Annotated in this window: 23 protein-coding genes and 1 riboswitch; of the genes, 3 read left to right on the top strand and 20 right to left on the bottom strand. The window is 56.0% G+C overall.

Going from position 1 to position 24,065, the window contains the following annotated elements:
- The first annotated feature begins 67 nt into the window (after positions 1–67).
- On the top strand, positions 68–1,021 hold the full coding sequence (locus G5B42_RS09520; RefSeq protein WP_181340238.1) for a YqhG family protein: 954 nt from the start codon (positions 68–70) through the stop codon (positions 1,019–1,021).
- Here G5B42_RS09520 and G5B42_RS09515 read toward each other — a convergent pair.
- Genes G5B42_RS09515 through G5B42_RS09490 form a run of 6 tightly spaced genes read right to left on the bottom strand, consistent with a single transcriptional unit; the run spans position 970 to position 4,264 of the window.
- The gene (locus G5B42_RS09515) at positions 970–1,752 is read right to left on the bottom strand and encodes a 16S rRNA (uracil(1498)-N(3))-methyltransferase (protein WP_181340237.1); all 783 of its coding nucleotides are present in this window, start codon (positions 1,750–1,752) and stop codon (positions 970–972) included. The two genes, G5B42_RS09520 and G5B42_RS09515, sit on opposite strands and share 52 nt — an antisense overlap.
- Positions 1,745–2,686, bottom strand: coding sequence for a 50S ribosomal protein L11 methyltransferase (gene prmA / locus G5B42_RS09510; protein ID WP_181340236.1), 942 nt, complete (start codon positions 2,684–2,686; stop codon positions 1,745–1,747). Before prmA ends, G5B42_RS09515 begins: the two co-directional genes overlap by 8 nt.
- Positions 2,673–3,044 carry a YlbF family regulator gene (locus G5B42_RS09505; protein WP_181340235.1) on the bottom strand — a complete coding sequence of 124 codons (372 nt, stop codon included), beginning with the start codon at positions 3,042–3,044 and terminating at the stop codon, positions 2,673–2,675. Before G5B42_RS09505 ends, prmA begins: the two co-directional genes overlap by 14 nt.
- 25 nt (positions 3,045–3,069) lie before the next feature.
- Positions 3,070–3,243 carry a hypothetical protein gene (locus G5B42_RS09500; RefSeq protein ID WP_181340234.1) on the bottom strand — a complete coding sequence of 58 codons (174 nt, stop codon included), beginning with the start codon at positions 3,241–3,243 and terminating at the stop codon, positions 3,070–3,072.
- Positions 3,244–3,762: a CapA family protein gene (locus G5B42_RS09495; RefSeq protein ID WP_269206203.1), complete on the bottom strand. Its 519-nt coding sequence runs from the start codon at positions 3,760–3,762 to the stop codon at positions 3,244–3,246.
- Positions 3,763–3,793: 31 nt separating this feature from the next.
- Positions 3,794–4,264 (bottom strand): type 2 periplasmic-binding domain-containing protein, encoded by a 471-nt coding sequence (locus G5B42_RS09490; protein WP_181340232.1) that lies wholly within the window; start codon positions 4,262–4,264, stop codon positions 3,794–3,796.
- A gap of 176 nt (positions 4,265–4,440) precedes the next feature.
- Here G5B42_RS09490 and G5B42_RS09485 point away from each other — a divergent pair, with 176 nt between their 5' ends.
- Together G5B42_RS09485 and G5B42_RS09480 are read left to right on the top strand one after the other, a co-directional pair.
- Entirely contained in the window at positions 4,441–5,076 is a 636-nt protein-coding gene (locus G5B42_RS09485; protein ID WP_181340231.1) for a SatD family protein, read from the top strand.
- A 41-nt stretch (positions 5,077–5,117) separates the two neighbouring features.
- The gene (locus G5B42_RS09480) at positions 5,118–5,888 is read left to right on the top strand and encodes a DUF3307 domain-containing protein (protein ID WP_181340230.1); all 771 of its coding nucleotides are present in this window, start codon (positions 5,118–5,120) and stop codon (positions 5,886–5,888) included.
- A 41-nt stretch (positions 5,889–5,929) separates the two neighbouring features.
- Here the strand turns inward: G5B42_RS09480 and G5B42_RS09475 are convergent, their stop codons facing one another.
- The 14 genes from G5B42_RS09475 to disA form a co-directional block, all read right to left on the bottom strand.
- Positions 5,930–7,378: a S8 family peptidase gene (locus tag G5B42_RS09475; protein ID WP_181340229.1), complete on the bottom strand. Its 1,449-nt coding sequence runs from the start codon at positions 7,376–7,378 to the stop codon at positions 5,930–5,932.
- Between the two features lie 107 nt (positions 7,379–7,485).
- A complete protein-coding gene (locus tag G5B42_RS09470; protein ID WP_181340228.1) occupies positions 7,486–8,247 on the bottom strand; it encodes a tRNA1(Val) (adenine(37)-N6)-methyltransferase in 762 nt (253 codons plus the stop codon).
- The gene (locus G5B42_RS09465) at positions 8,240–10,048 is read right to left on the bottom strand and encodes a B12-binding domain-containing radical SAM protein (RefSeq protein WP_181340227.1); all 1,809 of its coding nucleotides are present in this window, start codon (positions 10,046–10,048) and stop codon (positions 8,240–8,242) included. Before G5B42_RS09465 ends, G5B42_RS09470 begins: the two co-directional genes overlap by 8 nt.
- Positions 10,049–10,379: 331 nt before the next feature.
- Complete coding sequence (locus G5B42_RS09460; protein WP_181340247.1) at positions 10,380–10,898, bottom strand: adenine phosphoribosyltransferase; 519 nt, start codon at positions 10,896–10,898, stop codon at positions 10,380–10,382.
- A 211-nt stretch (positions 10,899–11,109) separates the two neighbouring features.
- Complete coding sequence (serA, locus tag G5B42_RS09455; RefSeq protein ID WP_181340226.1) at positions 11,110–12,687, bottom strand: phosphoglycerate dehydrogenase; 1,578 nt, start codon at positions 12,685–12,687, stop codon at positions 11,110–11,112.
- 421 nt (positions 12,688–13,108) lie between these two features.
- On the bottom strand, positions 13,109–15,082 hold the full coding sequence (locus G5B42_RS09450) for a glycoside hydrolase family 2 protein (protein WP_181340225.1): 1,974 nt from the start codon (positions 15,080–15,082) through the stop codon (positions 13,109–13,111).
- Between the two features lie 108 nt (positions 15,083–15,190).
- Positions 15,191–16,279 carry an ABC transporter ATP-binding protein gene (locus G5B42_RS09445; RefSeq protein WP_181340224.1) on the bottom strand — a complete coding sequence of 363 codons (1,089 nt, stop codon included), beginning with the start codon at positions 16,277–16,279 and terminating at the stop codon, positions 15,191–15,193.
- Positions 16,276–17,931 (bottom strand): ABC transporter permease, encoded by a 1,656-nt coding sequence (locus tag G5B42_RS09440; protein ID WP_181340223.1) that lies wholly within the window; start codon positions 17,929–17,931, stop codon positions 16,276–16,278. The genes G5B42_RS09445 and G5B42_RS09440 overlap by 4 nt, the downstream gene beginning before the upstream one ends.
- Positions 17,928–18,956 carry a thiamine ABC transporter substrate-binding protein gene (locus tag G5B42_RS09435; RefSeq protein WP_231133426.1) on the bottom strand — a complete coding sequence of 343 codons (1,029 nt, stop codon included), beginning with the start codon at positions 18,954–18,956 and terminating at the stop codon, positions 17,928–17,930. The genes G5B42_RS09440 and G5B42_RS09435 overlap by 4 nt, the downstream gene beginning before the upstream one ends.
- Before the next feature lie 63 nt (positions 18,957–19,019).
- Positions 19,020–19,112: riboswitch (TPP riboswitch) on the bottom strand.
- A 17-nt stretch (positions 19,113–19,129) separates the two neighbouring features.
- Positions 19,130–20,470 (bottom strand): 2-C-methyl-D-erythritol 2,4-cyclodiphosphate synthase, encoded by a 1,341-nt coding sequence (gene ispF, locus G5B42_RS12170; protein ID WP_181340221.1) that lies wholly within the window; start codon positions 20,468–20,470, stop codon positions 19,130–19,132.
- A 78-nt stretch (positions 20,471–20,548) separates the two neighbouring features.
- Positions 20,549–20,782 (bottom strand): helix-turn-helix domain-containing protein, encoded by a 234-nt coding sequence (locus G5B42_RS09425; RefSeq protein WP_181340220.1) that lies wholly within the window; start codon positions 20,780–20,782, stop codon positions 20,549–20,551.
- 325 nt (positions 20,783–21,107) lie between these two features.
- Positions 21,108–22,190 carry a PIN/TRAM domain-containing protein gene (locus G5B42_RS09420; RefSeq protein WP_181340219.1) on the bottom strand — a complete coding sequence of 361 codons (1,083 nt, stop codon included), beginning with the start codon at positions 22,188–22,190 and terminating at the stop codon, positions 21,108–21,110.
- Between the two features lie 137 nt (positions 22,191–22,327).
- A complete protein-coding gene (locus tag G5B42_RS09415; RefSeq protein WP_181340218.1) occupies positions 22,328–22,804 on the bottom strand; it encodes a CarD family transcriptional regulator in 477 nt (158 codons plus the stop codon).
- Between the two features lie 146 nt (positions 22,805–22,950).
- Positions 22,951–23,970, bottom strand: a complete 1,020-nt coding sequence (disA, locus tag G5B42_RS09410; protein WP_181340246.1) for a DNA integrity scanning diadenylate cyclase DisA — start codon at positions 23,968–23,970, stop codon at positions 22,951–22,953.
- Between the last annotated feature and the right edge of the window lie 95 nt (positions 23,971–24,065).

Here is a 24,065-nt window from a genome sequence, read left to right as displayed (position 1 = left end):
AGGGAGAAAATATAGTTGCACTCGTAGGCTACCACACACACCCACAGAACAAAATGGGGACAAGGAAATGAGGACGAAAAAAGCAAACGGAGGTGATTCGGTGGCCACCCACTCGCCGGAAGAGATCAAAGACTTTATCATTGAAACCTTGCGGGTTTCCGGTGCCAGCTACCGCCAGGTGGATGATGATTTGTTGATCGCGGAAGTCACCGTGGAAATCCCGCCCATGTTTTTTACGCCGGCGCGGCTGGAGAAACAGACTTTGAATCTGGTTTTCACGCCCGAGGCCAGTGCAAACTACCCCGGTTCTGAACTGGTCATCCCCGGAAGCTTCCGGCTGAGCTGGTTCATCGACGGACTTAAAGAACGGGGAAACTACACCCTGCATTCTTTTAAATACGAGCGGACACCGGCCGAGACGGAGGCCGCCCTCGGACAGCTCTGTCCCGAGCTCAAGAGATTGTTTCCGCTGCCGGCCCCAACCGTCCAAGCCCGCCCCTATTTGCTGGCCCACTATACCCTCTCCTACCAGACCGACGAGCTCCATGAGGAACTGGTGAGTCTGGGGTTGGATATGACAAGTGGCACAATCACACCGGATTTTCTCCGCTTCTTAAACGAGGCGGAAGCTGTCCCGGGCGTTCCCGCTACGGCAGTAGAAAAGCCCGGCTGCTCCCTGGAAGAAGCTTTTCCCCTCCTCCACCGCTACCTGGAAAAGCTGGTAGCCACCAAAGATCGGCGCTGGGTCGACGACGCCCGTACCCGCTACGAAGAGGAACTCGCCTGCCTCTACCAGTATTACCAGGAAGACCGGCGGGATTTCGCCGATTTTCAAAATCGCGCGCTTGACCTTTATGACAAGTTCCGCCCGCGTGTCCTGGTCCGCCTGGTCAATGTGGGGCTTTTATACCTGCCGGAGCTGGTGTATACGCTTCCGGCCACGGGCCGGAAAAGAAAAACCGTCCTCCGCTACCTACCGTTGTTGGCCAAGGTGGAAGGTGCCGGTTCCAGCGCACCGTAGTGGAAGAGCAGCAGGCCGGCGGCCAAGGGTCCGGCGGTCTCCGCCCGTAAAATCCGCGGCCCCAGCGAAACCGAAAGGGCTCCTTGAGCCACCAAAACGGCCACCTCTTCCGGGCTGAAACCGCCTTCCGGGCCGATGACCAATTGCACCGCAGTCGGTTGTTCCCGTTGGGACAAGGCCTGCCGGAGGGAGCAGGTTGTCTCCCCCTCCCACGCCACCAGCGTAAATTGGCCGGCCAACATCGACGGCACGGCCGACCATGGCGTCACCGGGTAAACCTTGGGGATCAAACCGCGCCCGCTTTGTTTGGCCGCGGCCGTTACAATATTCTGCCAGCGTTCCTGTTTCTTGGCATACTGGTTGGGAGCAGGCCGCGCGATGGTCCGGGCCGAGAGAAAGGGAACAAAAGCGGTGATCCCAATCTCGGTGCCCTTCTGGAGCACCCAGTCCATCTTCTCCCCTTTGAGAATACTTTGGAAAAGGGTGATTTTAAGCGCCGGCTCGGCTTGATCGGGGCCGACGGCAAGCACATCGCCCCGGACCGTTTCCGGCGTCACCACAGTCAATACCACTTCATAAAGGTTCCCCCGTCCGTCGGTGGCCTTAATCCGGTCCCCGGGTTGCGCCCGGAGGACACGGCCCAGGTGGTGGGCATCCTCCCCGGTAATCGTCACTTGTTGCCGCCCGTCTTCGGTGCGGAGGGCGGAAGGTTCAATAAAAAATTTAGGCATCTTCTTTCCCGTCCCAGACCGCCAGATAGGCGACCCAGTCTTCCTTCTGTAAAGAATTGACGATCTTAAACCCGGCAGAAGCTAAAGCCGCCCGAACCTTTGCGGCTTTTTGTTCAATAATCCCGGAGGCAAGCACCGCCCCACCGGGCTTTAATTTTGCCACCGCCTGCGGGATCAGTTCGATGACCACTTCCGCCAGGATATTGGCGATAATCAAATCCGCCGGTTCTGCCAGGTTCGCCAGGAGATCCCCACTCATCACCGGAATCGCGACTTGATTAAGGGCGCAGTTTTCCGCCGCCACCCGCACTGCCACCGGGTCCTTATCAACCGCGCGTACCTTCGCGCCGAGTTTCGCGGCGGCAATCGCCAGGATCCCGGAACCGGTGCCGATGTCATAAACCAGGTGGCCGGGGCGCACCACCGTCGGAAGCATTGCCAAACAGAGCTGTGTCGTCGGGTGGGCCCCCGTCCCAAAGGCCATCCCGGGGTCAAGCCGGATCGGGATTGCGTCCGCCAGGACTGGCGGCGACAACCAGGAAGGAATGATCAGAAAGGGGCCAATCCGTTCCGGGCGGTAATATTCTTTCCAGGCGTTCGCCCAGTCTTCCTCGTGTAACTGGCGGAAGGTAACCGACCCGCTGCCCACCGGCAGAAACGCCCGGACCTCCTCGATCCGGGTCCGGAGTTTCATCACCTGATCTTCCCAGCCGGGTTCCATCGCCAGGTACCCCGCGACCCGGTAGGCCTGGTCCTCCGGTTGTACGTCGGGCAGTAACTCGGCGGGCTTCCCTTCCAACTCCGTAAACAGCCGCGGATCATGATAAACCACCCCGGTACAGCCGCATTCGGCCAAAAGTTCCCCCACCAACTCCATGGCCGCCGCGGTGGTTTCGACCGTGATCTCCACCCACACTCTTTTATTTGCCGTCATCTTTTTTCTCCATGTTTTCTTCCTCCGGCAGCTTGACGCCAACGGCGGAAGCAATAATCCGTTGGATCTCCATAATCATCAGGTTGAGATTGTACTCCGCCACAAGAAAATCGCGGACATAAGGGTTATACTGTATAATCTCCGCCAGTTTTTTAAACTGTTCTTCCTGTTCGGGCTTGATCTCCTCCCCGTTTAAACGGGCTTTCTCCAGATCCCACTGTTTCTTGCGGAAATCTTCCAGCATGATTTTGGCCGCTTCATGCTTGTCCACTTCGGCTTTGGCCTTTTCCCAGGCTTGATACTCCGGGCTCTCCCGGATGGAATTGGCCAGTTCTTTCGCTAAATCCTGCGGTTTCATGAAGATGCCTCCTCTTTCTTTAAGTTTATAACCCTTGCGAGGCGGTACGGAGCAGTCTCATAATCCGCCGGGCGGCCTCCCCCTCCGCCACTTGCGGCTGTTCGTTCTCGATCAGCACTGGAATGCAGCGCAGCTGACGGATGCCATAACGGTCCCCGGCCACCTCCAAAATCAAGCCCTGCCGTGTAGCTTCGGGCATTTAATCGGCACGGGCCGGGGCAACGCCCGGCAGCTCATCGGTGGCTGCCCAGTGTTGCGGGACCCGTGTATAAGTGAAACCGGGCCCCAGTTCGGTGTAGGCAAGAAAACCCACTTTCACACCGCCCAAATTCAAAAGGCGTCCTTGCCGTGCTTTAGTCAGGTTGGTTCCTGCCCCCACGTACATAACGCCGGCGGCGGTCAGGCGTTCCATCGTATCAAGAAAAGCAACGGTCCCATAGTCCATAATATGATTATTGGCCAACGAGACCAGATCAATCCCGGTGTACCGGATCCCTTCCAAAAAGCGGGGATCGCCACGGAACATATTCAACTGTTTTCCCCGGTCGCTCAAAGGACCTTCCAGATTGGCCATGGCCAGCGTGGCCCGGCGGAGGATCGGTGCAACCTTCAGAAGGGGATAGCGGTAATCACCCTGGCTGATACTGGTGGCGGCGACACGGCGACTGAACATCATATCACCGGCCGCGGCTAAAGTGAAGGCGGACCGCCCGCCCAGATCTTTGGCCGGCGAAAAGCTCGCCGCGAGTTCACGCCGGAAACGCCACCGCCGCCACCATCGCCTCCTGTGAGCGAACTTGCCGGAGACCGGGCCGGTCGGTGCCGGGCAACCGGGGCAGATCCGGGTGGTTGTACGTCAACACTTCGATGGGGCGGTCTTCCCCGCCCAAAGCCGACCAGTTGGTGATCTCCCCGCGCCAAACCGCTTCCAAAGTAGCACTCCCCACCGCTTCCACCGGGTTCCAAAAGTTAACGATGCAAAGCAAGGGCACCTGACCCAACACGGTTTCCGTCGGGGAGAAACCGGTTCCGTAGCGGAGCCGGTAAGTGTCCTCCCCGGGGGGCACCCACCGGTAGGCCAGTCCCCGCCTGTTCTGAAAATTGGTCTGAAAAAAAAGTTGCGCCGCCGGATCACCGCTGAGCTCCAGATCGGAGCTGAAGCCGCCGAGCAGGCCCACCCAGAAACAGGTCAGGAGGAAAAGGTGAAAACCCCGTGGCAAGGAACTGCCCCCCATATTTTTCGCTAAAATTAATATTATTCCTGTTTACTGGGAAAAATGAATTAAAGCAGGAAAGGACAGGAAACGGAAGAATATACAACCTGTAACTTTCCCCCGCCTTGCTCACCCGCGGCCGCAAAATTAATGGCTTGGACGGGGGATGGGGAGGGTTCAGGATGGAACTATATACGGTTTTGACCGCCGATGTGATCGATTCCCGGCGTCAAGAAACGCTGGTAGCGGCCAAAAAGGCGCGCCTCCATGAACTCACCGACGCCGCTTTGGTCACGCCCTTTACCTTTTCCCGGGGGGATGAGATCCAGGCGGTAGTGGCCGGTGCTTTGAGTTCACCGGCACTCCTGCGGAAATTACGCTACTATTGCCTGCCCTTGCAGTTGCGAATCGGGATCGGGTTCGGGCGGATCACCTCCGGACTGGGGGCCAATAGCTCCTGGGAGATGAACGGACCCGCCTTCCACCGGGCGCGGCAGGCTTTGGACGAACTTAAACAGCACCGGCACTGGCGCACGCGGCTGGTCAGCGGCGACCCGGGGCTCGACCAGATGGTGAACACCCTGCTCAACTTGTATGATGTCATTCAAAGCCGTTGGACGCTTTCCCAATGGGAAGGGGTCATGGTTTACGAAGCGACCGGTTCCTACCAGGAAGCCGGCCAACGGCTCGGGGTCGCCTTCCAAAACGTGGAGAAACGCTGCCGGGCCGCCCGCTGGTGGGTGATCCGCGAAGCAGAAGCAGCTTTTCCGTTGCTTTTAACCCAATACACTGATCTTAACCTGGTTTTAGGTGAATAATAGCGTTTCACCCCTAACCAGTTGAATTGGAGGGGAATGGAATGACTCTTTTTCTGTTGGTGCTCTGCGCCCATCTCATCGGCGATTTTCTCCTGCAGAACGACCACCTGGTCGCCGCAAAAAACGCCGGCCGGATCTGGGCCCATCTGAAACACGGGCTGCTCATCACCGGATTAACCTGGCTGGCAGTCCACTGTTACGGGTTGAAGGCCGCTTTCTTCTATGCGGTCCTGGTGGGTCTCGCCCATGTTTTGCTCGACAGCGCCAAATCCTGGCTGGAAAGGGGTAAAGCGGCCGGAACCAAACTCTTCCTGTTTCTGCTGGACCAAGGGCTTCATCTCCTTGCACTGCTCGCTTTTTCCCCGCTTTTGCCCGCAGACGTCCCGGACCCGAAAGTGATCGCCTTCTACCAACGCCTCCGCCCGGCGGTACCCGTTTTTGCGACGGCAACACCCGCTTCCCTTGCCGTCCTTCCCTTGGAAAAAATCCTCTGGGTCGCCGTTACTTACCTTGCCGCCGTCTTCGGTGGTGCAGTCTTAACCAACCGGATCCTGGCCTGGCTCACCGAAGACGCCCAGGAAGAAAAGACCCGGCGGTTGAGCAGCGCCATTGGGATAATGGAACGCTTAATCCTGATTACACTGGTGGCCGTTGACGCTATTTCGGCCGTTGGTTTTGTCCTGGCCGCCAAATCCCTCGCCCGGTACCAGGAACTGAACAAACGGGATTTTGCCGAGTATTATCTGGTCGGCACTTTAACCAGTTTTTGCCTGTCGCTCTTTGCCGGTCTTTGGTTAAAAACCATTCTGTAGGCTTTTTCAGCCCAAAAAGAAAAAGGCCTTGCATGAGGCCTTTATTTTTCGGCGGCCGGTTGCCGGAACAAGCACTCGCCAAGGGTGTAAAGGACCTGGGGAAGATGTTCCTGGTAAAAGCTGGTGTCACCCGTCTGAAACCAACCGGCCTTTTGCAGTGCGGCCGACAAATGGTTGGTCAAGACCGTGAGCAACTCCTGCCGCCGTTCGCCCGGGGCAAACTGGAGACCAAGGGTGAGAAAAAAAGTAAAAAGTAGATCGTCACTGGGGGAGGGCGGCGCCGCCTGGTTACCCGCCAACTTTTCCAAAGCGGCACCGACATTAAGATAACCGGCTCCTTGGATTAACCGGTTGTAACCCCGGTCTTCGGCCGTGGCGACCAATAGTTCACGGACTTGGTTGGGCGTTAGGGCCGGATCCTTCTCCCAAAGCAAAGCCGCCGCCCCCGCCACCATTGGGGTGGCCATTGAAGTCCCCGACAGGGACACATAACCGCCATCTACCCTCAAGGAAGTGATATTGGCCCCCGGTGCCACCAAGTCCGGTTTGGCCAGCCGGTCGATGGTCGGACCCCGGCTGGAAAAATCGTTGATCACGTCGTCCTCCCGGGGAATGGTCCCCTGGTCGTTGATGCTCCCGACGGTTAAGGCCCGCGGTGAAATCCCCGGAGTGGTAATGGTCCGTTGCCGCGGTCCCATGTTACCGGCGGCGGCACAAACCAGCAGCCCGGCCCGCCAAGCCGCCTCCACCGCTTTACTCGCCGGATCGGTCCGGTAACCCTCTTCCGGCGGCGCACCAAGCGACAGGTTAAGGATTTTAATCCGGTACTCCTCTTTATGCTCAACCACCCACTGGATCCCGGCGATCACCCGGGAAATGGGCCCGCTCCCCCGGTGATCCAAAGCCTTCACCCCAACCAACAGCGCCCCCGGGGCTACGCCGGTATATTTCCCCTCCGATTCGTACCCGTTCCCCGCGATAATCCCGGCCACATGCGTACCATGACCCTCATCATCATAGGGTTCGCTTTTTCCGTTGACCAGATCATACCAACCTACAATCCGGGGTTCCGGTTTCATCAGGTCAACATGGGGGGCGATCCCCGTATCAATCACGGCCACGACTACACCCTTCCCGGTCAACCCGGTCCGGTAAACTTGATCCGCCCCAATGGCGGGGACCGCCACATCAAGACAGGGTGCCGCCTTGGCATCGGGCCACACCATTTTCACCCGCGCCTCCGGGATCACCCTCAGGAGAGCTTCGGAGGGCAACTCCACCGCCAGACTGTTGATGAGGGGTAGTTCATATACGATTCGCCCTCCTTCTTTCTGGATCAGTTCCCGCAGGCGTTGGGAACGGCAGGAGTGGAGGGTGGGAAACTCCATGATCACTTGGACCGTTTCCGGCGGGGATCCGTTGAGCACCTTCTGGGCCAGGGTGGGTGCCAAGCGGTGGGCAACGGCCCGCTTCAATCGGTGTTGAAACATTTGCACACCTCCGTCAGATAAACTTCTCCCTATCAATTTATTGCTGACCGGGAGGAAAGGGAACGGAGGTGGTTCATCTTCTACATTAAGCCCGGATCCGCCCGGACTTACCCGCTACCCGCGCCCAGCTGTTTCCCCTGGTACACTTGGACCATTTCCGGACTGAAGTTCCCGTCCGCCCCCTGGATCGAAAAGGGGGCCATGACTTTGAGGCCGGGACGGGCCAACTTCTGCGCTTCCACCAACACCCGGTGGGGCCGCGCGCCCGGTTTCGGCTGCACCAAGCAGAGCCTTTTGGGTTCCAGTTTGAAGTCGCGCAGCGCACACAGGAGGTCCGGCAGGCGTTCCGGCAGGTGAATTAGACCCACCCGCCCGCCGTTACGGCAAAAATAGGCCGCCGCCGCCACGACATCCCGCAGGGTACAGGTCAACTCGAATTTGGCTTGGGCAAGGGCCGGCGTCTCAGGCAGAAGGTGGGCTGTTGCCGGCCAGTAGGGCGGGTTACTCAAAACCCAGTCAAAACTGGCCGCCGCCAGGTCGGCTGGGGGCGTTCGCAAGTCGCCGGTGAGGATCCGGATCCGGTCCTCCAAACCGTTGAGCTTGACATTTTCACGGGCCAACGCGGCCACTTCCGGCTGGATCTCCAACCCGGTCACGCGTTCAACACCCCGGTAACCGGTCAGCCAGAGGGGGATCACGCCGGCACCAGTCCCCAGGTCAAGGACGGAAGCACCCGGCCGGATCCGGACAAAACCGGCCAGCAGAATCGGGTCGACCGTAAACTTGAAGATGGACGGGTGTTGCTTGATCCGCAGGTCTCCCAGGCCCAAACGGTCCGTAGCCGCCCGTGAGCACCGTTCTTCACTCATCGGATTCACCTCCGGATTGGCTGGCGACTTGGATTGGAACCGCTTCTGCCGCCACCAGCGTCGATGGAAGCCGAAACCAAACGGGACGGCCTTGCGCCGGCCGGTAAATCAGAATCGGACAGCGGCCTTCCTCCCCGGTCGCCGGATCCAGCCCGAAATTAAAGACCAGCATCCGGCGGCGTACTTCACTAACGGGCCGGTCCGGCGGGAGCGGAACGACTTTCTGCACCGGATCGTTCAGCAACTCTTTCACCGCTTCCCGCAGCCCCGTCGCCTGGGGTAGCAACCACGCGGGGGCGGCTCCGCCGGTACCACTCAGGTAATAGTCAAAGGTTAAGAGGGACCGCAGGTGTTCCTCAGGCCACAGTTTTTGTCCGGTTATTGCCACAAATTCGCCGGTTAAAAACCGCCACAACCCGTCATAGAGGGCGGTTTGTGTGCGGGCATGTCCGCTAAAGCCTTGAGCTTGACCAAAACGGGCCAGCGCCACAAAGAAAGCCCAGGGGGATAGGGTCTCGTCCCTAAAAAGATAGGCCAGGGTGTAGCGGAAATGGCGCGAATTAAAAAATTTCTCAACCATCTCCTCCACGCCTTTCAGTACCAAGAGGTCTTCATAGGAAAGCCATTTGTTCCGGAGGATCTCGTAAGGAGGCGTTGCGGTAAAGGCATAGCCGTACTCCTTGGCCTGTTCCCGGAGGGGCGAACCCTTCAGCAGCTTCAGAAAGCCCAGTTGTAATTCGTCGGGACGCAAGCGGAATGTCCAGTCGAAAGAACGGCCAAAGGTCGCCAGATCTTCGTAAGGGAGCCCGGCGATCAGATCCAGGTGCACAAGGGGGCGGGGCTGCTCTAACCCCTCATCCTTGGCGGTCAGGGCCAAACAGTTGGCTTGCAAGGCAGCTAAATTATAATAACGCCGGACCGCCTTCAGGGCAGCGCCACAGGTGGACTGGACACCAATCTCCACCCGGAAACGCCCGGACGGAGCGGCCTTCAGGAGCCGGATCAGTTCTTCATCCAAAAGCTCACCCACCAGTTCAAAATGAAACTCCGTCTCGCCCTCCTGCTCCAGCAAAAACTGGAGGACGGCGGCCGCCCGTGCCCGGTCCAGGTTGAAGGTCCGGTCGATCAGTTTTACGGTCCGGACGCCCGCCGTAATGAATTTTTTCAAATCGGTTTTGACCCGCTCCAGCGGTAAAGTCCTGAGGTTGGCCTCTTCCCAGCCCGACAGGCAGTAGGTGCAGCGGAAGGGGCAACCCCGGGAAGCTTCGTAGTAAAGGATCCGGTGGCGAAAGGCGGACAGATCGGGATAGGGAAAGGGGATCGCCGCCAGGTCGACGGGGGGCCGGTCCGGGGTCCGGAGCACCTTTCCCCCTTGGCACCAGGCTAACCCGGCGATGCTGGAAAAGTCGGCTTGTCCCTTTTCCAGTTGGAGCAGGAGCTGGCGGAGGGTTTCTTCGCCTTCCCCCAGGACAATAAAATCGGGTGCCCCCGGCCGCTGAAGAATGGCGGCGTAATCAGCGGTGGCTTCGGGCCCGCCCAGAATCACCACCGTCTCCGGCCGTACTTTCTTTAACCGATCGACCAACTCCAAAGATTCAGTTATATTCCAAATATTCGTCGAGACCCCCAGGATCCGTGGCTTTTTCCGGTAGATCTCTCCCAGGATCCAGTCCAGGTTCTGGTTGATATTGAACTCCACCACCTGCAGGTCCGGAAGATCCTTCCGGCAATAGGCCTGCAAACTGTAGAGCGCCAATGCGGTATGGACATAGTGGGCGTTTAAAGTTGTCAGTAAAATCATCCTTTTTACCCCTTCCCTCGATTGGTCCAGCAAAAACAAAACCGTGGAGACCACGGTTTGCAGGTTAACCCCCCGTCAACTAATCCGGGTTTTTATCATGGCGGGGTTAGTTAAGCAGTCAGTACAATAGACTATAAACTATTCGCAGGTTAATAAGATAATCAGCAAAAGCAAGAGGAGAAACACCAACCCCTCGTAACGGTCTCTACGGCCATAGTTTTCCACATCCATCCGGTATCCCTCCAGCTTTTTCTTTTTTTCTTACATCATATGGTCATTTGGGTCCGGTTGTGCGTTTGGCCGTGGACTTTTTGTCATGAGGGTAAATGTCCTAATCTTCGTAATGGACCAGCGAGATAATGGGCGCCCCGTCCAATTTGGTCCGGCCTTGGAGCGCATCTAGTTCGGCCAGGAAAGCATAACCAATAATTTCGCCCCCGAGCCGCCGGACCAGTTCCGCCGTGGCGGAGACGGTCCCGCCGGTCGCCAGAATGTCATCAACGATCAGCACCCTTTGTCCGGGGCGGATCGCATCTTTATGAATCTCAAGGGAGTTCTCGCCGTACTCCAAGGTATAATCGATCCGTTCGGTGGCCGCCGGCAGCTTTCCCGGTTTGCGGACCAGAATAAACCCGGCTCCTAAGGCGTAGGCCAGGGGAGCGCCGATAATATAGCCGCGGGATTCGATCCCGACCACCACTTCCGGCCGGTCCGCCCGGAAGCCCTTGGCCAGCTCTTCAATGATATAGTGGAAGGCTTGGGCATTGCCGATCACAGTGGAAATGTCTTTAAAACTGATTCCCGGTTGGGGAAAGTCCGGGATCTCCCGGATGAGCGCTTTTAAATCCAAGTATGTCACTCCGTTTCTCCGTCTCTATCGTGGTTTACAAACAGTATATTTTCTTCGGCACGGCGGCGGTAATTCCTGCGTGGATCGGCTATTGTCTTAATTTTGCCCATTTTATGCGGTTTTTTACGGCCGAAAAAGAAACCTCCCGCTCAAAACGGAGCGGGAGGAATTTTTAGCTGCCGGACAATTCCCAGCTTATACTTGCTGGTTTTTACAGCCAAACCTGAACCGGTTTGTCCATGCCTTCTACTTGATTGATCTGATCCAAGACCGCCGCCGGAATCTCATGGTCGACCGTGAGGACCATAATCGCCGTTCCGCCCACTTCTTTCCGGCCCACTTGCATGTAGGCAATGTTGATCCCGGCCCGGCCCAAGATCGTTCCGACCTGGCCGATGATCCCGGGTTTGTCCTGGTGGGGAGCGATCAAAAGGTGGCCATGGGGAACCACGTCAAAGTGGTAACCGTCGATCTCCACCACCCGCTGGTCGTTCTGGCGGAAAAAGGCCCCCGCTACTACCCGCTCGCCCTGGTCGGAGATGGTCTTGACCCGGATTTTATTGTTATAGTCCGGATCGCTGGCCTCACGCCGCTCGGCCACTTTGATCCCGCGCTGTTTCGCCAGGACACGGGCGTTAACGATATTCACCTCGCTGTTGAGAACCGGTTGCAACAGTCCTTTTACCACCAAGGTGGTCAACGGGTTCAGGTCATATTCGGTGATCTCCCCGCTGTACTCCACCTCAACCCGCTGTAAACGGCCTTCGGTCAACTGTCCGATTAGACAGCCCAGTTTTTCGGCGAGCGGGAAATAGGGGGCCAGGATCTTCATCACTTCCGGCCGGATCGTCGGCAGGTTGACTGCGTTCTTGAAAGGCTCGCCCTTCAGCACTTTCGCCATCTCCACCGCCACGTCGATCGCCACGTTAACCTGGGCCTCCGCGGTTGAAGCCCCCAGATGCGGGGTGACGACCACTTGGGGAAGCGCAAGCAATCTTTGGTTGGTGGGCGGTTCTTCGCTGAACACGTCCAGCGCCGCCCCCGCCACGTGCCCGGCCTCGATCGCGTCGGCCAAGGCCTCTTCATCCACGATCCCGCCGCGGGCACAGTTGACAATCCGCACGCCCGGCTTGGTCCGCTGCAGAGACTCGGCATTGAGGAGTCCTTTGGTCTCTTTGGTCAACGGAGTATGGACCGTGATGAAATCGGCGGCCGTCAGTAACTCATCCAAGGTGACCAGGCGGACACCCAGTTTTGCCGCTTTCTCCTCGGTGAGGAAGGGGTCGAAGGACAAAACGGTCATCCCCATCGCCTGCATCCGCTTGGCCACTTCGGTGCCAATCCGCCCCATCCCAATAATCCCCAAGGTCTTACCGTTGATCTCCACCCCGGTGAAACTCTTCCGGTCCCAGTGGCCCGCCTTGAGCGCACTGTGGGCCTGGGGAATCTTTCGCGCCAAGGCCATGATCATGGCAATCGTGTGCTCCGCCGTGGAGATGGTGTTCCCATCGGGCGCGTTCAGGACGATCACCCCTTTGTTGGTGGCGGCGTCCAGATCCACATTGTCCACACCCACGCCGGCCCGTCCGATCACCTTCAGGTTGGTGGCCGCCGCGATCACCCGCGCATTGACCTTTGTTTGGCTGCGGACAATCATCCCCTCGTAGGGCGGAATCTTGGCGATCAGTTCTTCCTCCGGCAGCGTCGGGGAGACTTCGGCCTCGATCCCCTGCTCCCGCAGAATCGCCACCGCCTGCTCTGAAACATTATCAAGCACCAGAACTTTCATCCATCAACACCTCCGTCACATATTCCCTCTGGCAAAGCCATATAAAAAAAGCCCCTCATCCCATAGGGACGAGAGGCTCGTGGTGCCACCCTACTTCTCTCTGCCGCCGGCAGAGACTTAGCGACCCGGAAACTGCTTTCCGGATCAAATCGTAACGGATCATTCCGGCCGGAATTACTAACCGCCCCACGCCGCAAGCGTCTGCGGGTTCCTTCCGGCAGCTCCAGACCGGGAACATTTTTACCGCCGGTACAGGCTTACACCAACCGCCTGCTCTCTAGGTCCCAAACGGTAAAAACAAAGTCCTTCCTCGCCTTTACCCAAACAAATGTATAATTATTCCTATTAAATGTTATTTGTAATTATAAGGGCGCCGGCGATTAATGTCAATATCAAATTTTTGACGTTTTTGCAAAAAGTCCTAAACCACGTTAATCTGGTAGTTGTTCTCCACGGTTTCTTCCTGGTCCAGCCATTGGAGATTCAACCGGTAGACACCCTTGGTCATCAGCATGACGGAGACTTCGCCGAGGATCCGGGTCTCTTCGTCCGGACGGGGCTGGACGGTCCACTGGTCTTTCCAGACCAGTTGCCCCCGGGGGTCGGTCAGCCGGGCTTTCACCAGGACCGGCGGTTGTTCGGAATCAATCCGGTCATTACTGAAACAGATCGGAGCCTGCAGAAGTGTACCGGTCCGGTATTTTTCCCGGGGTAAAAGGGCAAAGACATAAACCGGCCGGTAACAAAGGGCCGCCATAGCAAAACCCTCCTTGGGGCGGCCTTCTCCATTCACCACCGACCAGGAGAGCCCCGTGTCCAAAGAACGGAAACAGAAGAAAAGCATGCCACCGGTAGGTTTATATTTATGAAAGCGCAGGCGGTCGATGTAAAAGCGCAGGGTTTCCGCCTGTTGCTTCTGGCTGCGGACGCGTGTTTTTTCATCCGGTTCGGCCGAACCGAGTGCCGCCCGGCCAAACCAGGAGACAAAGCGGATCCGGCGTTGTTTTGCGCCCCGCCGGTACTGGTCAAACCGGTGAATCTCTTCCGGGTACTGGAAATTGAACCCGGTATCGACCGCCGTCCGAAACGATCCTTGGCCCGAAACGGAGATCACCGGCCGCCCCGGATCGATCTCCGCCAGGCGCTGGGCCAACTTCTGCACGACCCGGTAGAAGTTGACATTGGGCCGTTCCGGCGGCAACGCTTCAAACCCGCTCTGGTTGCAGATCGTCCAGATCGCCACCGACGGGTGATTACCCAGTAGGTTATAGGCTGCTTCCACCTGCTGCAAAAGGTTGGTCAGGTTGTTAAAAGTCGACCCGCCCGGGAGGGGAAAATCTTGCCAAACAAGAATTCCGGCCTCATCCATAGCTTGGTAAAATTCGGGCTTCTCAATGTGCTGGTAACAACGGACCATATTTTGGTGGCTCTGCCGCAACAGGTCAATCTCTCGCTGGTAGTCATCCTTCTCCACCTTGCTCAGGTAAAGCGCGGGCGGGAGATAATTACTCCCTTTCACCAGCAGGCGCTGGCCGTTGAGATAGGGGATCATATTCTGGAGAGTAAAAGTCCGGATTCCAAAGAGCATTTCCTGGGCATCCCAAGTTTCCCCCAGCGCCTGCAAGGTCAGACTGGTCCGGTAGAGACAAGGTTGCCCCCGATCCCAGGTCTGCCAGGGACGGACACCGTGAAGTATAAAGCGGGTCGCAAATTGGTTAGTCCCTTTCTCCAATTTGAGCGGAAAAACCTGTTGGTAACTCTGACCGTCAAAATTATGGGGAACAAGTTGCAAATGGACGTTGATCTCCGCCGGCCGGGCTGCGTATACCTCCAGCTTTAAACTGAGGGTTGCGACATCCTCCGCCAACTCCTCCGTGCGTAAATGCCAGCCTTCGATGAAAGCCGGGCCGCTGCTGAGGATCCGCACCGGCCGCCAAATACCACCGGGGTTGAACCCTTCCGGGAAAACGGGATGGCCCGTAAAAATTCCGGTTAAAACCGGCACCGTCGCCCCGTCGCCTTTTTTCCCGGGCGACTCCACCTCCAAGAGGATCTGGTTCTCTTCCCGCAAATAAGGGGTGATGTTATAGGAGGAAGGATAGAAATAGCCCTCCTGGCCCCCGATCGCATAGTTATTAAGGTAAACCCGATATTTATAGAAAACGCCCCCGATCTCCAGGCGGTAAATCCGGTCCGCTTCCGGTGTAAATCGGAAATTCCGCCGGTAGACCATTTTCCCGGCGTACCCGGAAAATTCCTTAAGCTCCTGCCATTGACCGGGAATCTCTTGTTGGACCCAGCCTTCAGCGGGAACCTCCTCACTCAACCAGAGGCGACTAAACTCCGCCACCGGATGCAGCTCCCAGATCCCACCCAAGTCCATCTTTGCCAACACTACGCTCCCCCCTTGAAAAACTCCCCTTACACCATACTATTTGGCGGATCCTTGCCTTTTTCCTCTATAAATTTCTATAATTTTTAACAAAAGGTCTTTTTCACCATTCTATGATGATGGATGCTCATTTATGGGGAGCAATTTCAAGGCAGTTCTCCGGAAAGAAAAACCGACCCTTGCTCCCAGTGCATAACGGGTCTCTTTTCCGGTTAAAACTTTGATGGTCAAGCCGTGGTCGGTTTTCACCTCGGCATACGAGGCGTATCCCAGATACTCCCAGGTGGTAATTGTCCCGCGGTAAATGGGGGTTTCGGTCTCAAGAATCACATCTTCGGGGCGGACCATCAGGTAATAGCACCCGCCGGTTTTCTCCGTCTCCCCTGCGTCGTTCCCCTGGTTTTCCGCGGCCGGAATGATAAACTCCTGTCCGTCCCGGGGGCGAATCAGCAGCCCTTCGGCGGTGGGCAAGGCGTTACACGGAATCAGGTTGGCATCACCAAGAAAGGTGGCCACAAAAGGATGTGCCGGGCTGGTATAGACTTCGGTTGCCGTCCCCACCTGAAGAATCCGGCCGGCTTGCATCACCGCCAACCTTTCCGAAAGAGCGAGGGCTTCCTCCTGCTGGTGGGTGACGAAGATGACGGTAAAGCCCAGTTTAATCTGGAGCTCTTTCAGTTCGCGCCGGAGACGCCGCCGCAAGCTATAATCTAGAGCGGCAAAAGGTTCATCCAGGAGGAGAAGCAAAGGTTCGGGAGCCAGAGCACGGGCCAGAGCCACCCGCTGCCTTTCCCCGCCGGAAAGCTCCTGGACCCGCCGGTCGGCCAGCGCGGTAATCTCGAAGACCGACAGCATGGCTTGGACCCGCTCCCGGCGTCGCGCCGCGGGCAGACGCCGGACCTTAAGGCCATATTCGATGTTTTCGCCTACAGTCAAGTGGGGAAAAAGCGCATAATCCTGAAAAACAAAACCGATCCGCCGGTCGGCCACGGGAACCGTGGTCAGATCCCGGCCGTCGAGAACAATCCGCCCCTGGTCGGGCTGGACCAAACCGGAGATCAACCGGAGCAGGGTGGTTTTCCCGCAGCCACTGGGTCCGACCAACGAGAAAAACTCGCCCTCCCCCACGGTCAGGTTGGCCGTTAACCGAAACTCCGGGTAATCCTTGGTGACATCGATCTGTAAAAAGTTTTTCGTCATTGCCTCCTCCCTTCCCCGTGCCCGCCGGGTTCCGAACCGGGATAACCCACCTCGACCACTGAAAAGAGCGCCGCCGCCAGCAAGATAAAGATGGTCCCCAACGCAATCGCCTGCGGAAAATTGTAATGTCCAATCAAACGATAGACCGCCACCGACAGTGTGATCACTTTCCCCTGGCCTAACACTAAAACCGCCGAGAGATCGCCCAACGAGAGGGCGGCCCCGTAAGCAAAAGCACTGCTTAATGCTTTCCGCATCAACGGCAGTTCCACCGTGCGGAAAAGTTCCCACCCGGACGCACCTAAACTTTGGGCGGCTTCAATCAATTCTTCCCCCCACTCCCGCCGCGCCGTACGTAAAAGCGCATAGACCAGAGGAAAAGCCAGAAAGACCTGAGCCCAAACGATTAAGAACACCGGCGGCAGGGTGGGTCCAACCAGTTTCAACAGGCCAAAGGCGAAGGTCAAAAAGGAGATCCCCATCGGCAATTGCAGCCAAAGGTCAATTCCTCCCCATGGCTTTTGCCGCCGCGCCCGGGCCAGTATATAGGCGAGGACCATCGTGAGCAGACCCACGGTAACCGCCAAGACGAGACTGGTCCCGACCACCGCCCATAACTCACGCCCCACCACAAAACGGAAACTCGTCCCGAACAGTTGCCGGTAATTATCCAACGTCCAGCTCCCGTCGGGCAGCCCTCTTTTTTTAAAGGAGCGGAAGAGGACAAAAAACAGGGGCATAAAAAAGAAAAGCAGACTGCCGGCCAGATAAAAGAGGAAAAGCACGGTTTTAACCGGATATTTTTTCAATTGCAAAGGCGGCAGCGGACTAAGTTCGCCGCTTTCCCGCTGGGCCAGCCGCTGAGTCCACCGCTGCAGGGCGAGGACTCCGGCCAGCAGCAGCATTTGCACCCCGGCCAGCATGGAAGCATGGGTAAAACGGAGTTTATTATTGTATTCGATATAAATCAGCACTTCAAAAGTCTGGTACAGATAGCCGCCCAGTACCAGGACGACGGTAAAACTGAGGAAGGAATAGAGAAAGACCAGGATCCCCAGATAACCAATGGTGGGCACCAAAAGCGGCAGGATCACCCGTCGCCAAGTGATCATCCGCCCCGCGCCCAAAGCGGTCGAGGCCTCCTCCAACTTCGGACTGATCCGCTCCCAGCGCTCCCCCAACATCCGCAGACAAAAGGCGAAGTTGTAAAAAACGTGCGCCAACACAATCCCTTTATACCCGTACAATCCGGTGAAAGCCAAGTTGCGTCCGGGGAAAAGCCGCGCCAGCCAGGTGTTGAGGATGCCGTTTTGTCCGTAAAAGACGACCATGGCCAGGACAACCAGGATCCCCGGAAGCATAAAAGGAAGAACCATCACACTCCGGAGGAGTTGTTTCCCTGGAAACTCGTAGCGCCCGAAAAAATAAGCCCCGGGTACGGCCAAGACTAAACTGAAAAAGGCGCTCCAAAAGGCCTGGCTCACGCTGAAGGCCAAAACGCGCCGGAACTGTCCGGAACGAAGAAAGGCCAGCAGTTCCGGCCAGGCCTGCGGACGCAGGAAGGCCTGGCCGAGAACGGCCAGCACCGGAAGGAAAAAAAGAACGAGCAAGATCAGGGACAAGGTGTTTGGCCGGTTTCTGACGCCGGTCATTCGTTGATCACTTGCTCCCAGGCGGACAACCACCGTTCAAGATTGGCCGCCACCTGATCGGGCGGAAGATTCAACAGCCGATCGGCCTGGGCGGCCACCCGGAAGCTATCGGGCAGTTTGACGTCACTCCGTACCGGGTACATAAACTGATTTTCCGGGATCAGCGCCTGGAATTCGGGGGACAGGATATAATCAACCAGGCGCTCCGCGTTTTGCAAATTGGGGGTTCCCTTTACGATCCCAACCCCTTCGATCTGGGCGTAGGCCCCGCCGTCCAGAACCAGTGCTTTATATCTTTCCGTTCCCTCCGCGATCAGGTGATAAACCGGACTGGCCCCGTAAGAGACCACCAATGGTACCTCGCCGCTGGTAAAGATGCCATAAGCTTCATCCCAGCCCGGGGTGATCGTAAGCAGATTGGGTTTTAAGGCCCGCCAGAAATCAAGATAGCCTTCTTCGCCAAAAAGGGCAATGGTGGTCAGGAGAAAGACCTGTCCCGGTGAGGAAGTCAGCGGGTTCTCCACCACGATCTTCCCTTTATACTCCGGCTTGAGCAGATCCCGGTGGGAAGCGGGAACGCTTTCTAAACGTTCACTGTCGTAGTTGAAGACCACATACCCGTAATCAAAGGGGGTCATATGAAACTCTGGATCAAAAATCAGATCGGGACGGATCCGGTCCGCCGCCTGCGGTTTATAGGGGGTAAAAATTCCCAGCTCCAAAGCTTTGGGCAAGTAGTTGTTGTCAAGGCCAATCACCACATCGGCCTGGGGTTTCTCCTTCTCTTGAGCCAGTTGGTTCAGAAGCGGCCCCGTGTCGGAGAACGACCGGAATTCCACTTTGACACCGTATTCCTTTTGGAAATGGTTGACGATCTGCTCCACCAAGACCGGTGGGAAGCTGGCGTAGGTATACACCGTGAGCGGCCGTTCCGGCCGGCCGAAATACCCGCGCCAAAGAAGCGAAAACACCAAAACTAAAACCAACACCAGCACCAAAAGTAAGCCCCTTCTTTTTAAAACCATCATCAATTCCTCCTTACGGGATGCAACCACGAAACAGGGCTTAAAGAAAAAAACCCCATAAAAGGGGACCACAAGCTAAACTCCCTACGCCGGCATTACCCGGATCAGGTTCCAAGGGTATAATCTCAGCCCTTTCGAGCACCCCTTTTAATTTACACTTATCGTACCATATTTTATGCCTCGGGGCAAGAAGCCGGAGAAGAAAAGGAAATGGATTCAAGGAGCACCACCGCCTGGGCGGCAATTCCTTCCTCCCGTCCGGTGAAACCCAAACCCTCAGTGGTGGTTGCTTTTACATTGACGGCCGTCTCCGGCAGTCCCAGCAGGGTCGCCAGCCGCGCCCGGATCTTGCCCCGGTAAGGGGCCAGTTTCGGTTTCTGCGCAATCACGGTCACGTCCAGGTTAACCGGTTTCCAGCCCGCCGCCTTCAGTTTGGCCATTACTTCCCTTAAAAGCAGCGTGCTGTCGATCCCGCAATAAGCCGGATCGGTATCCGGAAACAGTTCCCCGATGTCGCCCGCCCCGGCGGCCCCCAGGAGGGCATCCATCACCGCGTGGATTAGGACATCCGCGTCGGAATGACCGGCCAACCCCACCGGAGCGGGGATCTCCACTCCACCTAGGACCAAACGGCGTCCTGTCACCAGCCGGTGGACATCAAACCCTTGCCCCACCCGGAGCGCAGGCACTGTAGGCGCCGGCCGCGACCCGGACGCCGCCGTTTCTGCCGTCAACACCGGGGCCTCTTCCCCCGTCATTTCCCCCGTCGCTTGGCCCGCTTCTACCGCGTTTAGCAGGGCAGCGGCCGCCGGGATATCCTCCGGGGTGGTGATCTTTAGGTTCCGGTAGGAACCGGGAACAATCCGGACCGGATGGCCGGTCCTTTCCACCAACGCCGCATCATCGGTCATTTTCTCCCCACCCGCCTGGGCCTGAGCATAGGCCTGCCGCAGAAGCGGCCAGGAAAAGACCTGGGGCGTCTGGGCCGCCCACAGGGTTCGCCGGTCCGGGGTTTGTGTTATAACCCCGTCGGGCCCCACCACTTTAATGGTGTCTTTCACCGGAACCCCAACGCAAGCCGCCCAGGTTTCTTGGGCTACGGCAAGGGCCAGGCGTATGGTCTCCGTTTCCACCAACGGCCGGGCGGCGTCATGGATCACCACCAAACGCTGCTCCGGCGGCACCCGCCAACCCGACCAACTTTCCACGGCCGCCAGGGCATTGGCGATCGAATCCTGCCGTTCCGGTCCCCCCGCACAGAAAATCACCTCTTGCCCAAGACCGGCCGCCTTTAGCTCTTCGGCAAAGAACGGCTGGTCTTCCGGGGCCACCGGAAGGAAAAAGGCGGTGATCTCCGGGAGGGACAACGCTTCCAGGGTACGCCGCAAAATGGTTTTCCCCGCTAAAGGAAGGAGTAGTTTCTGCGTCTTGGGCTGTCCTGGTGTCCGCATCCGCCGCCCGGAACCGGCCGCCGGGATTATGGCCACCACCTGCCAATCGGTCCGCTTCTCCATTTGCCATCACCGTCCATCAACTAGATTCTGTTCGTTACTTGTTTTCACCTGTCTTAAAATGTGCTCCCACATGCGCCTTTAGCTCCTACTTTCAACTTCTCCTGCTTCATCCGGCACGTATTCCAAGAGATCACCCGGTTGGCAGTTTAGTGCACGACAGATGGCATTCAGGGTGGAAAAGCGAATTGCTTTCACCTTGCCCGTTTTTAAATTTGAAAGATTAACTACGGAAATCTGGACCCGTTCCGCCAGCTCATTAAGGGCCATTTTCCGGTCGGCCAGCACCCGGTCCAGTCTTGTGATAATTGCCAATCTTGATCACCATTCCTTCAAAGGGTTACATCATATTCTTTTCATTATCGAGGCTTTTCTCACCTTATCCAGGCTGATCTCCATAAAGCTCCCTCCAGTCAGGTTAATTTCGCAGGTCGTCTAGACCCATTCTATAAGAATATTTTATCTTTGTCAATAAAAATTTATCGTTTAACGTTAATTTCTCTCTTCCGTTCCTTAAAGCCGGAGGGTTTTAAAAAATAAAAAAAGCGGGTCACCCCGCTTGACCCATCTCCATACAACCGCAGGGGACTTTCCGCCCACACCCCTGCCACTTTTTTTAAGAAAAGCTATAATTCCACTTCTACGAAAGGGAGGAAGCCTTCGCCACTATACCCTCTTTGGGCTTGGCAAAGATCATCCGTCCGGCGGCGGTCTGCAGGACACTGGTGACCGTCACCGTAATCTCTTCGCCAATATACTGACGTCCGCCATCAACCACAATCATGGTGCCGTCTTCCAGATAGGCAATGCCTTGCCCCATTTCTTTCCCGTCCTTGATCACCTGGATCACAACCTCTTCCCCGGGGAGGATGATCGGCTTGATCGCATTGGCCAGTTCATTGATGTTCAGGACCTGAACCCCGTATAACTCAGCCACCTTATTCAGGTTGAAATCGTTGGTGATCACCTTCGCGCCCAAAACTTTGGCCAGGCGGACAATTTTGGTGTCCACATCGCTTAAATCTTCAAAATCCTGGTCGTAAATGCGAATCGTAATACTGCTGTCTTTCTGCATTTTGTTTAATATATCCAACCCGCGGCGTCCGCGGTTCCGTTTGAGCGAATCGGACGAATCGGCAATTCTTTGTAGTTCCGCCACGACAAAGCCGGGAACGATAAAGATCCCTTCCATAAAACCGGTCTGGGCCACGTCCATAATCCGCCCGTCAATAATACTACTGGTATCCAAAACTTTATAAGACGCCTTCCCCGCGGGGAAACGCCCTTTACCTCCACCTCTTTCACCTATTCTCGTGGTTGCGCCCAGGAAATTAAGGATCTCATCCTTTTTGCGGTGGGTCAGACGGCCGATCGTGCCGGTGATCATCAGAATAATCAGTAACGCCAAAGTGTTGCCCAACGGACCGGGCAAGCGGGTAAGGGGCATGGCCACAACAAACAAACCAGAGAGGAGTAACCCAAAAAAGATGCCCAATCCCTCGATGATCAGTTCCGGAACCGTCGTCTTCTGAAAGCTCTCTTCAATCTTTAACCACAAGGCGGGGATGAGAAACTTCGCCAAAAGATAACCCAAGACCAAACCCACAAAAGCACAAGCGGAGATAACCAGCCAGTGGAGATGGGGAAAGAAGGAAAAGACAAAATAATAACCAGCAAAACCGGTAGATAAGCCAAATAAAACTGTTAAAATCTTTGTAAACAACTTTTGGCACCTCCTTTCTTCTTAATTTATCCATAATGATAAATAATATCCCTCGCCGGATACAATCTTTTGGAAAAAACTTTAAAAAATCACCGTTATGGAAGGGGAGCGAAAAAAAAAAGCCAGTCTTCCTGGCGCTAATTTAGACATTCCTCCACCATTGACTGCACCTGTTCTTCGTCAAGGTCCTCCACCATCGCTAATTCGCTGTAAAGAATGTTTTTGGCGTTCTCCAGCATTTTTCGTTCCCCAGTCGAGAGTCCTTTCTCCCGGTCCCGCAAGGACAAACCACTGACGACCTCAGCCACATCATAAATATTGCCAGACTTGATCTTCTCCATGTTTTCCCGGTAACGCCGATTCCAGTTCGACGACATATCCATCTCTTTATTTCTGAGCACTTCAAGGACTTTCTCCACTTCATCCTTGCTGATAATCTCCCGTAGACCGACCAGATCTTTGTTGCAAACAGGAATCATTACCTTCATCTCTCCGCTGGCGAGCTTGATTATATAATAATCTTCCGGGGTTCCGGATACGTTCCGCTGCTCGATGCCCACGATGACTCCGGCCCCGTGCATGGGGTATACTATCCTGTCTCCAACATTAAACATTAAGCTACCTCCAAAGGAAAAGTTTCAACATTAAATAGTATACCACGAAACCGGTCATTATGTCAATTTATATAAAATAATAGATTTTAACAGATTAAATGTATAAAGTCAAGATATTTTTTTACACCCAGGCTATTTTCGTCTTTTCAGATATGGCGGTCCAACAAGACTTGTTCCCGCAGACGCCGCAGCCCATCTTTGATCGAACGGGCTCTTACCTCGCCGATCCCTTCCACTTCATCCAATTCCTCAATCGAAGCCCCCACAATATTCTGGAGGTTGCCAAACCGATGAACCAGGTTTTCAATGACCGGGAAGGGAAGTTTCGGAATCTTTTTTAAGATCCGGTAACCACGTGGAGTGACCGGCACATCCAAAGACTGGACCGAAAAGCCCATCTCTTTAGCTACTCCCGCTAAATCCACCAACTCTTCATAACTCCGACCGAACAGTTCCTCCTGGACCTTTTCCAACTGTTCAAGATTGGGAATATAGTCCTTCAAGACCAGGAGTCCTTCTTCCTCCACATCATACATCAACTCTTCCAACTGCATGTTCACCAAACGGCCTTCCGTCCCCAGTTCATAGATGTAGATCTCGATCTCCTTCGCAATCCGCGAGACCATCGCCGTACGCTGCACCACGGTGGCCACTTCCGTAATGGTCACCAGGTCTTCAAACTCCAAGGCACTTAAATTAACCAGCGCCTGGTCAAGCACACTTTTATATTTCTCAAGGGTTTGCAAGGCTTGGTTTGCTTTCACTAAAATTGTGCTCACATCACGAAGGACATGACGCAAGTTCCCCTTGAAAAGGGTAATCAGATTACGCCGCTGGGATATGGCAATCACCATTTCTCCGGTTTGAATCGCCACCCGTTCCGCCGTGCGGTGTCGGGAACCGGTTTCCCGGGTCGGAATGATGGAGTCCGGCGTTAAATGGGTGTTGGCGTAAAGAATACGCTTCGCGTCGCTGCTTAAGATGATGGCACCATCCATCTTGGCCAACTCGTAGAGGTTCGCCGGGTTAAGCTCCGCGTTGATCTGATAGCCCCCGTCCACTACTTGCATCACCTTTTCGCTGTCCCCCACAACGATCAGCGCTCCGGTTCGCGCGCGCAAAATGTTTTCCAAGCCTTCATAAAGGGCTGTTCCCGGCGCGACCATTTGTAATATCTTTATGATTCCGGAATCATCCCCTGCCACCCTCACATCACACCTCCTCTGACGCTTCAACCGTGCTTATGCCTATTGGTTTTAGG

Origin of the sequence: Capillibacterium thermochitinicola (assembly GCF_013664685.1) — a bacterium.
Classification (GTDB): Bacteria; Bacillota; UBA4882; order UBA10575; family UBA10575; genus Capillibacterium; species Capillibacterium thermochitinicola.
Note: the sequence above shows the minus strand (reverse complement) of the source record. Positions and strands in the feature narration are given on the sequence as shown.